This is a genomic window from Thioalkalivibrio sp. HK1, assembly GCA_000583135.1.
GTDB lineage: Bacteria > Pseudomonadota > Gammaproteobacteria > HK1 > HK1 > HK1.
This window is the reverse complement of record JFBG01000071.1, coordinates 1-11,851: the sequence shown is the minus strand read 5'-3', so window position 1 is coordinate 11,851 and position 11,851 is coordinate 1. Positions and strand designations below refer to the sequence as shown.

The 11,851-nt window shown below is 62.3% G+C and carries 9 protein-coding genes; 3 read left to right on the top strand and 6 right to left on the bottom strand.

What is annotated here, in order from left to right:
* On the top strand, positions 1–1,126 hold a 1,126-nt coding region (locus BF99_RS0116495), incomplete at its 5' end, for a trans-sulfuration enzyme family protein (protein ID WP_025771919.1).
* A 43-nt stretch (positions 1,127–1,169) separates the two neighbouring features.
* Here BF99_RS0116495 and BF99_RS0116490 read toward each other — a convergent pair.
* Positions 1,170–2,354, bottom strand: coding sequence for an NAD(P)/FAD-dependent oxidoreductase (locus tag BF99_RS0116490; RefSeq protein ID WP_025771917.1), 1,185 nt, complete (start codon positions 2,352–2,354; stop codon positions 1,170–1,172).
* A 485-nt stretch (positions 2,355–2,839) separates the two neighbouring features.
* Here BF99_RS0116490 and BF99_RS0116480 point away from each other — a divergent pair, with 485 nt between their 5' ends.
* The gene (locus tag BF99_RS0116480) at positions 2,840–3,973 is read left to right on the top strand and encodes a mandelate racemase/muconate lactonizing enzyme family protein (RefSeq protein ID WP_231471423.1); all 1,134 of its coding nucleotides are present in this window, start codon (positions 2,840–2,842) and stop codon (positions 3,971–3,973) included.
* 165 nt (positions 3,974–4,138) lie between these two features.
* Here the strand turns inward: BF99_RS0116480 and BF99_RS0116470 are convergent, their stop codons facing one another.
* The 3 genes from BF99_RS0116470 to BF99_RS0116460 form a co-directional block, all read right to left on the bottom strand.
* Positions 4,139–4,720: a sulfotransferase family protein gene (locus tag BF99_RS0116470; protein WP_025771914.1), complete on the bottom strand. Its 582-nt coding sequence runs from the start codon at positions 4,718–4,720 to the stop codon at positions 4,139–4,141.
* 65 nt (positions 4,721–4,785) lie between these two features.
* Positions 4,786–5,226, bottom strand: a complete 441-nt coding sequence (locus tag BF99_RS21305; protein ID WP_156013405.1) for a PaaI family thioesterase — start codon at positions 5,224–5,226, stop codon at positions 4,786–4,788.
* Between the two features lie 194 nt (positions 5,227–5,420).
* Positions 5,421–5,966 (bottom strand): peptidylprolyl isomerase, encoded by a 546-nt coding sequence (locus BF99_RS0116460; protein WP_025771911.1) that lies wholly within the window; start codon positions 5,964–5,966, stop codon positions 5,421–5,423.
* Positions 5,967–6,356: 390 nt separating this feature from the next.
* Between BF99_RS0116460 and tcuA the strand changes: the two genes are divergently transcribed.
* Complete coding sequence (gene tcuA, locus BF99_RS0116450; protein ID WP_025771909.1) at positions 6,357–7,763, top strand: FAD-dependent tricarballylate dehydrogenase TcuA; 1,407 nt, start codon at positions 6,357–6,359, stop codon at positions 7,761–7,763.
* A 79-nt stretch (positions 7,764–7,842) separates the two neighbouring features.
* Here tcuA and BF99_RS0116445 read toward each other — a convergent pair whose 3' ends face one another.
* Together BF99_RS0116445 and BF99_RS0116440 are read right to left on the bottom strand one after the other, a co-directional pair.
* Positions 7,843–10,989 carry an efflux RND transporter permease subunit gene (locus BF99_RS0116445; protein WP_025771907.1) on the bottom strand — a complete coding sequence of 1,049 codons (3,147 nt, stop codon included), beginning with the start codon at positions 10,987–10,989 and terminating at the stop codon, positions 7,843–7,845.
* A partial coding sequence (locus tag BF99_RS0116440; protein ID WP_025771906.1) for an efflux RND transporter periplasmic adaptor subunit occupies positions 10,986–11,851 on the bottom strand: 866 nt, incomplete at its 5' end. The genes BF99_RS0116440 and BF99_RS0116445, both read right to left, overlap by 4 nt.

Genomic DNA, 11,851 nt, shown 5'->3' with positions numbered 1-11,851 from the left:
GGTTCATGCCGGCATCGAGCCGGATTCGGCGGCCGGTGCGATTCTCCCGCCGATCTATCAAAGCACGACCTTCGTCCCCGAGGAGGTCGGGCGCGACAAGGGTTTCGATTACACCCGGGCGGCGAATCCCACGCGTCAAATCCTCGAAGAGCATTTGGCGGCCCTCGACGGCGGGCGGCACGGGGTGCTCTTCGGCAGCGGAATGGCCGCGGTGGACGCCATCTTTCGCAGGCTCGTGCCGGGCGATCATGTCGTGAGCTCCAAGGATGTCTACGGCGGGGTGTTTCGCTATTTCGAACGCATCCTCGCCAAAGGCGGGATCGATATCGATTATGTCGATAGCGCCTCCCCGCAGGCGGTGCGAAAGGCTCTGCGCCCGAATACGCGGATTTTGTGGATCGAGACCCCTTCCAATCCCTTGTTGACGCTGACCGATGTCGAGGCCATGGCCGCCATCGCCCGGGAAGCGGGGATCATCCTTGCGGTGGATTCGACCTTCGCCACCCCGATGTATCTGCGACCGCTGGAGATGGGGGCGGATATCGTGATGCACAGCACCACCAAATACTTGAGCGGGCACAATCATGTGGTCGGCGGGGTGTTGATCACTTCCTGCGACGATCTCGCCAAGCAGTTGCGATTCATCCAAAAGGTGGTCGGGGCGGTGCCCAGCCCCATCGATTGCTGGCTGACCCTGTTGGGGACCAGAACCCTCCATCTTCGGATGTCCCGGCATTCGGAGAATGCGCAGGCGGTGGCGGAGTTCTTGCAAGGACACCCCAAGGTCGAGCGCGTGCTCTGGCCCGGGCTGCCTTCGCATCCTCAGTATGCGCTGGCTTGCAAGGGGATGTCGGGTTTTAGCGGTATGTTGAGTTTCGAGCTTGCCGGGGGGATCGAGTCCGGGCGGATATTGATGAACGGGCTATCGCTCGTTCGCTTGGCCGAGAGTTTGGGGGCGGTGGAGAGCATGATCACCCATCCGGCGACGATGACCCATGTCGATGTTCCGAGCGCCGAACGCCGAGCGCGGGGTCTTTCCGATGGATTGGTGCGGCTTTCGGTCGGGATCGAGGATGCCCGAGATATCATCCGGGACCTGGAAGGGGCGCTGGCAAGGATTCCTTAAAAAGATTCACGAACACGGGCAAGGCCCCTCGATCCCTTGATCGTCAATAGCAGTTTCGCTCCATCAACGCCTCGGATTTCACTATCCGTTCATAGCCGAAGCGTTCGAGATCGATGGTGCGGTATTCCCCGTAAGTGATGAGTTCGCTCAAAGCCCTCCCCACCGCCGGGGATTGCTGCAATCCGTGACCGGAAAATCCGGCGGCGAGATAGAAATTCTCGAACCAAGGGGTGCGCCCGACGATCAGATTTTGATCCAGGGTGTTGTAGTCGTAATGGCAGCACCAAGCGCCGGTGAGTCGGATGGCTTCGAAGGCCGGTACTCGCCTTGCCAGCTCCGGCCAGATCGAGTCATCGAAATACGAGTAATCGACCTCGAGATCCAAGGTGGGGGGGTCTCGATCCGCCGGCGGTGCGAGGTTGGCGATGAAGCGTTTGCCGTCGGAGCGGAATGCGAGCCCCTTTTCGGTGATGGTGAAGGGGGTGGGGCCGATATCCTCCCGGCATTCGAAGACGAAAGTGCAGCGCTTGCGGGGCTCGACCGGAAGCTCGATCCCCAAATCCTTGCAGATCTCCCCCGCTCCGGCGGCCCCGGCGGCATTGACCACCGTTTGGCAGGCGATCTCGCCCCCTTTTGCAAGTTCCACGGAGACGATCCTGTCTCCTTCTTGATGCAAGGCCACGGCCTCGTCCTTGACGAAATCGACTCCCAAGGCCTTCGCTTTGGTGCGATAGGCTTGCAGTAGCAGCCAGGGATCGACATGGCCCTCGTTGCCGTTGCTGAGAAAGCCCCCGACGAGACCTTCGAGGGTCAGCCACGGGAATCGCTCTTCGAGTTCGTCGATCCTTCGAAAGGCGATATCCGCCCCCATCTTGCGCTGCCGATCGTTGCTCGATCGCATCGTCGGGAGGGCCTGCTCGTCGGCGAGCAGCAAGTAGCCGCTTTCTCTAAATGCCACATCCGGTTTCGAGTCGTCGACGGATAGGTATTCGTCGAGGTGCTTGATGAAGTGGATACCGAACAGGCCCATCGAGATATTCTCGGGGATCGAGAATTGCTGGCGGAATCCACCGGAGGCCTTGGCCGAGGGGGCGTCTTGGTATGTGGGATCGCGCTCGACGATCAGCACCTTGCCGTCGAAACCCGGTTCCGAGCCGAGAAAGACGGCGGTGGAGCAGCCGGTGACGCCGCCGCCGATGATGACCACATCATAGCGATCCGATGTCATATTCGCAGATCTCCCGAAGTTCGCAAAGCCACGGATATCAAGGGCGAAAGAGGGGTTTCAAGGCCTTGGGTGACCGCCGGCGAATCGTCCCCGAAGACCGCTTCGCTGCCGCCGCCCCTTTCTCGCCTCGACGATACGAGTCGCCGATACGAGTCGCCGATACAAGGTCGCCGATACAAGGTCGCCGATACAAGGTCGATGGTGGTCGGCATTTTATTTTCGTCGATCCCGGCTCTTCGGCAAACAGGGGGTCGGCAAGCAAGGGATCGACGGGATCGAAGTATGCCGCAGACCATCGATGATCGTTCGGGCATCGTTCGAAAAGAAAAGACCGGATACTCTTCCAAGGCTCGATGCCTCTGGCTTAGCCTTGTCGAGATCCGACTCGAGGTCCGATAGGCGATCGGGGCGAGGAATTTCCGGGCGATCCGAAATCCGATTCGAAATCCAACCGAAATCCGATGCAAGGGGTGGAAAAGAACATGATGCAACAAACACCTTTCGATGAGACTCGCTCGATGGACCGAAGCCGGATCTGCCGCATCGAGACCCGTCGCTATCGCATTCCGCTGCCGGTGGTTCTCTCCGACTCCACCCATGGTGAGATGCGCGATTTCGGATTGGTGATGGCCGAGGTCCATAGCGACGATGGGGATCGAGGGCTGGGCTATACCTACAGCGTGGGGGATATCGGCACCGGGGCCATCGCCTCGATGATCGCCGACGATCTCGCCCGGGTTTTGATCGACGCCGATCCTTTGGCCACCGAAGGCAACTGGCACAAGATGTGGTGGCGGGTCCATTTCGTCGGTCGAGGCGGTATCGCTTCCTTTGCGATCGCCGCTTTGGATATCGCGCTTTGGGATCTAAAAGGTCGACGGGCCGGGCTGCCGCTATGGCAGTTGATGGGGGGTGTGGATCATCGTGTGAGGGCCTACGCCGGGGGGATCGATCTGGATTTCACGATCGACGCCCTGCTCGAACAGGCCCAAGGGTTCAAGCAAGCAGGCTTTCGCGCGATCAAGATGAAGGTGGGAAGAGAGCGCATCGCCGAGGATGTCGAGCGGGCGATGGCGATGCGCGAGTGCTTGGGGCCTGATTTCCCGCTGATGGCCGATGCCAATATGCGCTGGTCGGTCGATCAAGCGATCCGGGCGGCGCGGCGGCTGGCCCCCGCCGATCTCCATTGGCTCGAAGAGCCGGTCATCCCCGACGATATCGATGGTCATGGACGGGTGGCGCGCGAAGGGGGGATTGCGATCGCCTCCGGCGAGAATCTTCACTCGCTGCATGAGTTCGAATACCTGATCCGTTCGGGAGGGGTCGATTTCCCCGAGCCGGATGCCGCCACCTTGGGCGGTATCACCCCGTGGATGAAGGTGGCGCATCTGGCGCAATCGAATTCCTTGCCGGTGACCAGCCATGGGGTGCACGATATCCACGTGCATCTGCTGGCGGCGGTATCCAATGCGTCTTTCTTGGAGGTGCATGGATTCGGCTTGGAGCGATTCATCTGCGAGCCCTTGACGATCCGGGACGGCTTCGCCCTCGCCCCGTCCAGGCCGGGGCATGGAATCCGCTTCGATCTCGATGCCTTGGAGGCCCATCGGGTGGGTTGATAGGGGGGGTCGCCGGCTCATCGAGATCGATCCGATATCGATGTCCGATATCGCATTCATCGACGATATCGTTGGGTTTTTTATCGGCCAACGAATAGCGAGGATTCGCTCTCCCGCCATGGATCGAGCGCCCAAGAAGCGCAGATCGTCCATGTTCGATGGTCTTTACCTCCCAGGCGGTGTGGGATCCAAGTCGCTTTTTCGATTGCGATGGGGGAAAGGACGGTCCGGAATCTCCTTGCCCAGGAATGCGCAGAGTTTTTCCCATCCGTCTCCGGCGGGGATATCAAGACAGATCATGTCCTGCGGTCGATCCCGGAAATATTCCAGAACCTCCTCGTTATGCGCCAGATAGCGTCTTAGATAGATATCCTCGTTCCCCGAGGGGCATCCCGCACCGTAGATCCATTCGCGCATGGGTGTGCTTCGATCCCCGAAGTATCCGACCTGGCTTTCGATCCAGGATTCGGGATCCCGTACCGTCAGGATGAATTTGCTGCCCGGATATCGCTTGTCGAGTTCGAGGTAGACGATGGGCCAGGGATTATCCTGAAAGGCGTCGTATAAAGGCACCAACTCATCGACCAAACGAAGGACATTGTTCCTTATCTGCGGATCGTGCGCCCCGTTGGGTCCGGTCACCCGATAGCCGAGCGTTCTCAATGCCTCGGCCAAACTGGTGGTTCCGGTTTTATGAAATCCGATGCAAAAGACCTTTTCTTCGGCCTTGTCGGCGCGCTCGTTCATCGGGTCAGGGCTTTTCGAGTCTTAGGCTTTTCGAGGCAGGGCTTTCAAGAGCGCTATCGAGGCTCTCATGTCGCTTGGATATGGCTGGTGGTGATTTCCGCGATCAGGCCGCCGTCGTCGCCCTTTATCCGAGTGCGAACGACGCTGACGCGGCGGCCGCGGCGGATATAGACCGCTTCGGCGTGAAACGATCCCTCGGTGCGGTTGCCGATGAGGTGGGCATTGAGACTGATGGCCAAGGGGAAGCCCTTCATCCCTTGGCTCGGATTGCGGCCCTCGAGCACCAGATGGGTTGCGGTGACATCGGCGAACCAAAGGGTGGCGCCGGCGTGTACGGTGCCGAAGGGGTTGAGGATTCCCGGTTGGACGGGCATCTGGGCGATCGCTCGCCGATCATCGACGAGGACGATGGTGAATTCGATGCGGCCTTCGTAGCGGGCGCAAGGATCGCTTATCCTCGGATCCCCGATCCCGATATCGCCGCCCTCGTTTCGCTCTTGCCTCATGGCGCCTCCTCGAATCCGGATCCGCCCTTTTTCGATCGCATTGGCCGGCGATAGACGATGCTCGCCTTCGCTTCGGGAATCCATCGATGATCGGGGTTGGATAAAAAGAAAAAGGCGGCACATCCTAGCGATAGGAGATGCCGCCTTTTCGCTTTTTATACGAGGCGCTATCGAATCTCAGGGCGGGTGGATCCTCAAATCTCGCCGGAATCGACGATGACCGCCGCGTTGTTCCTCTCGGATTCGATGGCCTTGACCACATCCATCCCCTCCACGACCTCCCCGAAGACGACATGCTTTCCATCGAGCCAGGGAGTGGGGACGGTGGTGATGAAGAACTGCGAGCCGTTGGTATTCGGACCGGCATTGGCCATCGAGAGCAGCCCCGGTCCGGTGTGGCGCGATTCGAAGTTTTCGTCTTCGAAGCGGGCGCCGTAGATCGACTTGCCGCCGGTGCCGTCGCCCCGGTCGAAATCGCCGCCTTGGATCATGAAATCCTTGATGACGCGGTGGAATTTCGAACCCTTGTAGCCACCCACATCGGGCTCGCCGATGGCGAGGCGGCGAAAGTTCTCCGCGGTCTTCGGCACGATATCCTTGTGGAGCTCGAAAACGATGCGTCCGGCGCTTTCTCCGTTGATTTCGATATCGAAGAAAACCCGGGGATTTTCCGCATTGACATTGATCGCTGTCATCAGTGTGCCCAAGATGGTTGCCAGTTGAAAGAAACGCCGAAGCATGATGCCGATCCTCTTCGCCGATGATGTGCAAGATGCACGGTGCGCAAAAAGCACGGTTGAGATAAGGGTTTTCGATTTGCCGACCGCTTGGTCGAAAAGTCCCCCGAAAACCCAAGAGCAAGGGCTTCGAAAAAGGGCATTCGAAAGCGACCGAGGGTCGAAGAAAGGGGGATCCTACCATCAAGGGATATCCTTTACCCCTTTGCCCTAAGATGGGCGAGGCGACTAGGATCCGAAAAAAGACGAAGATCGACGGGTATTTGCGCCCGTCGAAGCGATATCGCAAGATGAGTGAACGATGAAAAAACCCTGTTCGAAAGCGAGATCGACCCTTGATATCGAGCCTGGATCCTTCGGGATCCGCCCCCTTCGTTCGATGAGACGACGAGCGTGAGCGAGCGAGCGGATATCGTGATCATCGGCGGCGGCAACGCCGCGCTTTGCGCCGCCATCACCGCCGCCGAGGGCGGGGCCAAGGCCTTGATCCTCGAAGCCGCCCCCGAAGCCCTAAGGGGCGGCAATTCGCGCCACACCCGCAATATTCGATGCATGCACCCGAGCCCGTCGGGGGTGCTGCTCGGGCGTTATGACGAAGAGGAATATATCGCCGATCTGAGGCAGGTCAGCAGTGGGCGGATCGACGAGCATCTGGCTCGGGCGGTGATTCGAGCGTCGCAAGATTGCCCTTCGTGGTTGGAGGATCGGGGGGTGTTTTTCCAGCCCTCGCTATCCGGCGCTCTTTCCCTTTCGCGCACCAACGCTTTTTTTCTGGGCGGGGGCAAGGCCCTGCTCAATGCCCTTTATCGCCATGCGCACGATCTCGGGGTCGAGGTTCGTTATGAGGCCCAAGTCAGACACTTGGAGATCGAATCCGGGCGGATCATCCGGATCGACTATGCGAAAAGCGCCGAACCGGGCGGTCCACCGACGGGGGATATCCATCGCATCGTTCCGGAATCGGTGGTGGTCGCCTCCGGCGGATTTCAGGCGGATATCGATTGGTTGGCCCGGGCATGGGGGCCGGCGGCGAGGAATTTTCTGATTCGCGGCACCCCTTGGAATCGCGGGATGGTGCTGGCGGATCTCTTGGAGCAAGGGGTCGATGGCATCGGCGATCCCACCCAATGCCATGCGGTGGCCATCGACGGTCGGGCTCCGGCATTCGATGGCGGCATCGTCACTCGCCTGGATTGCGTGCCCTTTTCCATCGTCGTCAATCGCGATGCCCAGCGTTTTTATGACGAGGGGGAGGATATTTGGCCCAAGCGCTATGCCGTTTGGGGTCGTTTGGTGGCGGCGCAGCCACAGCAGGTGGGCTATGCCATCATCGATTCGCGAGCGATCGGCCTTTTCATGCCCTCGGTATTTCCTCCGATCCGGGCGCAAAGCATCGAGGAGTTGGCGGAAAAAACGGGTCTGCCCAAGGAGCGATTGCTTTCGACGGTGGGGCGATTCAATGCCGCTTGTCCGGATGAATCGAATTTCGATCCCGGGGCATTGGACGGGCTTCGCACCACCGGGATCGATCCGCCGAAATCCAACTGGGCGCGCCGAATCGACAGCCCGCCTTTTTTCGCCTACGAACTGAGGACGGGGGTGACCTTCACCTATCACGGTCTCGAAGTCGATGATCGAGCGAGATGTTCGATCTTCGGTCGCCCGATGGATAACCTTCTGGCGGCGGGGGAGAGCATGGCCGGCTCGGTTTTGGGCGAGGGCTATCTCGCCGGCTTCGGCATGGCCATCGGCACCGTCTTCGGGAGGATCGCAGGTCGGCAAGCCCTTGGCCTGCGATGAGGGTGCCCGGGATTTCGTCTCGACGCCGCCTTGTAAGTCCGATGGGGATTGTCGTTGCCCGGCGCCCGGCGGGACATCGTCATGCAGCGGATCGGGGATCGTCTCGGTGGCCGTCGGCGGCGCTCGACGCCGGTGCGCTCTCGGCCAGTTCTCGCTCCAGCGCTCGCTCGATGGTGGAGCGGGGCTTGGTGAATCCCGCCAGCAAATCGTAGAGCACCGGGGTCAGGAAGAGGGTCAGCACCAGCGCCGCCCCCAATCCGCCGACGATCACCGAGCCGATGGCGATGCGGCTTTCGGCCCCCGCTCCCGATGCCAGCACCAGTGGCACCGCGCCCAAGGTGGTCGAGATCACCGTCATCAAGATCGGGCGAAAGCGCAATATCGAGGCCTCGAGAACGGCCTTTCGCACCTCCATTCCCCGGTCGCGGAGCTGATTGGCGAACTCGACGATCAAGATGCCGTTCTTGGCCATCAGCCCGATCAGCAGCACGATGCCGATCTGGCTGTAGACATTGAGCGAAAGCCCGGCGGCGAAGAGCGCATAGATCGCCCCGGCGACGGCCAGCGGCACCGAGAGCATGATCACCAGCGGGTGGATGAAGCTCTCGAACTGGGCCGCCAGCACCAAAAAGACGATCAACAGCGCCAACAAGAAGACCTTCATGGTGTTGCCGGAGGTGTCCTTGAAGGCCGCCGACTGACCGGAATAGCCCAGCCGCGCCCCCTCGGGCAGGATATCGGCCGCGCCCGCTTCCATATAGGCGATGGCGTCGCCCAGCGCGTAGTCGGGGGCGAGTCCGGCTCGGATGGTGATCGAGGGCAGGCGATCCGTGCGCCGCAATTCGGGCGCCGCGGCCCGCTCGGTAGCGCTGACCATCGCCCCCAAGGGCACCAGCGCGCGACCATCGCCGGTGCGCACGAAGACATTCGAGATATCCGTCGGGGTCCGCCGGTCGCTGCGCTGGGCCTGCATGATGACGGGGTATTCGCGACCCCGATCGATATATCGGGTGATCTCGCGGGAGGCGAACATGGTCTGCAATGTCCGGGCCACGGTCTCCGCCGGAATCTCCAAGTCCCCGGCGACGCTCCGATCCAGCCGCAGGTCGAGCTGGGGTTGGTTCTCCTCGTAGTCGATCTGGGGGTTGATCAGCCCTTCGTTGTTCCGGGCATGGTCGAGCAGGGCCGCAGCCCACCGCTTCACCAATTCGAAATCGGGTCCGCCGACGACCACCCGTAGCGGGCTCGAACTGCCCCGCAGCCCCAGCCCCGTCGGGCTTGCGACCCCGGCGCGGGCCCCGGCCAGCCCGCGGGCTGCGGGTTGCACGGCGTTGACGATGGCGGCTTGGCTCGCATCGCGATCTTCCCACGGGGCCAGGCGCATCACGACGAAGGCGCGGTAGGGTCGGTTGCCCCAGCCGACCAAGGAGTAGACCGTATCGATATTGCCGATTTCGATCTGCGCCGCCAATGCGCTTTCGATGAGACGAACCTGTTCGTCGGTATAGGCGACGGTCGCCCCTTGGGGGGCGGAGATCGGAACGAAGGCCACGCCGCGATCCTCCCTCGGGGCGAGTTCGCGCGGCAGGCTCTCGTAGAGGCCGCCGGCGCCACCGACGAAGGCCATCGACAGGGCGATGACGAGCAGCGGCATGGTGATCGCCTTGGCCAGAGCCCATCGATAAGCGCGGCCGATCGCGCCCATCGGTATCGCCGCTTGGCTCTTCGTCGCCGGGGCCTTGTCCTTGCGGCCGGAGCGCACGATCCGCGAGGCGATCATCGGGCACAGGGTGAGGGCGACGAAGGTCGAGATCACCACCGCCCCCGCCAATACCATGCCGAATTCGCTGAACAGGCGGCCGACCTGACCGCCGAGGAAGGAGATCGGCACGAAGACGGCGATCAAGGTGATCGAGGTGGCGAGTACGGCGAAGGTGACCTGCCGGGTGCCGCGCACCGCGGCCACGAGCGCCGATTCGCCGCCGTCGGCGCGGCGCTGGATATTCTCCAGCACCACGATGGCATCGTCCACGACCAAGCCGATGGCCAGCAGCAGCGCCAGCAGGGTGAGCACGTTGATCGAAAAACCGAAGGCCGCGACCAGCGAAAGGCAGCCGATCAGGGCCACGGGGATCGTGATCGCAGGCACCAAGGTGGCGCGAATCGAGCGCAAGAAGGCATGGATGACGGCGATCACGAGCAAAAGCGAGATCCCCAGCGCAATCAGGACCTCCCGGATCGAGGAGGAAATGAACAGGGCATCGTCGGAGCCGACGAGGATCTCCATCCCCTCGGGCAGGATCGATTGCATCGCTTCGATTTCGGCCCTCACCGCGCGCGAGATCGCCATCGTATTGGACTGGCTTTGGCGGATGACCTGCAGGCCGACCGCAGGGCGGCCGTTGGCGCGCACGATGGTGTTTTCGTCCTCGACGCCGCGTTCGACCCTCGCCACATCGCCGATGCGCACGGGATATCCGTCGATCGTGCCCAGCGAGATATCGCGGAACTGCTCCGGCGTTGTCAGGCGGCTCTCCAAGCGGATATCGAGCATGCGTTGTCTCGATGTGATTTCGCCCGCCGGGAGCTCGATATTGTTGCGCCGGATCGCGGCCTCGACATCGGTCACGGTGAGGTTGCGGGCCGCAAGCGCTCGCCGATCGAGGTGGATGCGGATGGCGTAGCGGCGTTCGCCCCGCACGTCGACGGAGGCGACCCCCTCGAGGGTGGATAGGCGGTCGATGACGAAGCGCTCGGCGAAATCGGTGATCGCTTCCGGAGGGTGGCGGTCGGAAGTTACCGCCAAGCGCATCACCGGATCGGCGTCGCTGTCGGATTTGACGACCCGCGGCTCGCTCGCATCCCCGGGCAGGTTCGCGCGGATGCGCCCGACGGCATCGCGGATGTCGTTGGCCGCTTCGTCGATATCGCGGCCGCTCTCGAATTCGATGACCGTCCGGCTGCGTCCGCGCCGGCTCTCGGAGGAGATGGTCTTGATCCCCGACACCCCGGAGACCGAACTCTCCACGATCTCGGTGATGTCGGTGTCGATGATCTGCGGGGCCGCCCCGGTGTAGGTGGTGACGACGGTGACCACGGCGGCATCCACATCGGGGAGTTCGCGCACCGGCAGCGTGAGCAGCGAGGCGATTCCGAAGACGACGATCAGCAGGCAGGCGACGAGGGCCAGAACCGGCCGCCGGATCGACAGGTCGGAGGGGCTCATGATTCGGCGCCCTCGGCCGCTTCGCCCTCCCCTAAGCGCGGTTTCGCGATGCGCACCGGGCGGCCGTCTCGCACCTTCTGGACGCCGCGCACCACCACCGCCTCGCCCTCGGCGACACCGTCGACGATCTCGATATCCCCGAAGGAGCGTTGTCCCAAGATCACGCCCCGGCGCCTTGCGAGGGATCGTTCGCTATCGGTCTGGACCACGAAGACATGGGCTTGCGATCCCTCGACGACGACGGATTCCTCGGGGACGACGAGGCCGCGGCGGCCATCGAGCGCGATGGTCAGGTGCATGAACATGCCTGCGGGCAGGAGGTAGTCGGGGTTGGCGATGACGGCGCGGGCTTGAAAGGCGCGCGATACCGGATTCACGCGGCTGTCGATGAGGGCGATTTCGCCGCTGAAGGTCCGGCCCGGGAAGGCGCTCGCGCTCGCCTCGACCTGCTTGCCCGGCGCGATGCGGCCGTAGAGCCTTTCGGGAAGGGAGAAGACGATCTCGACGGTCGCCAGATCGTCGAGGGTGGTGATCGCATCGCCGCTATCGACCTGCGCGCCTCGTTCGAAGTCGGTGAGGCCGACGATGCCCGCAAAGGGAGCGGTGATGGTGCGATCGCTCAGCCTGCGCTCGCTGCGGTCGTGGCCGGCCTGCGCCGCGGCCAACGCCGCCACCAAGTCGCCGATCACCGATTCGCTCGTGGCGCTCGATCGCTGCAAAGCCCGGGCCCGCTCGAGCGCGGCGCGGGCTTCGCGCAGCCGGGCCCTGGCCTCGTTCAGATTGGCGCGTTCGATATCATCGTCGAGGCGAAGCAGGATATCGCCTCGCTCGACCCGAAGACCGGCGCGAAAGGCGATCTCCT

Bases quoted from the DNA above. Each gene is read 5' to 3' on its own strand.
- BF99_RS0116490 (WP_025771917.1), bottom strand. From the start codon at position 2,354: ATGACATCGGATCGCTATGATGTGGTCATCATCGGCGGCGGCGTCACC.
- BF99_RS0116480 (WP_231471423.1), top strand. From the start codon at position 2,840: ATGCAACAAACACCTTTCGATGAGACTCGCTCGATGGACCGAAGCCGG.
- BF99_RS0116470 (WP_025771914.1), bottom strand. From the start codon at position 4,720: ATGAACGAGCGCGCCGACAAGGCCGAAGAAAAGGTCTTTTGCATCGGA.
- BF99_RS21305 (WP_156013405.1), bottom strand. From the start codon at position 5,226: ATGAGGCAAGAGCGAAACGAGGGCGGCGATATCGGGATCGGGGATCCG.
- BF99_RS0116460 (WP_025771911.1), bottom strand. From the start codon at position 5,966: ATGCTTCGGCGTTTCTTTCAACTGGCAACCATCTTGGGCACACTGATG.
- BF99_RS0116445 (WP_025771907.1), bottom strand. From the start codon at position 10,989: ATGAGCCCCTCCGACCTGTCGATCCGGCGGCCGGTTCTGGCCCTCGTC.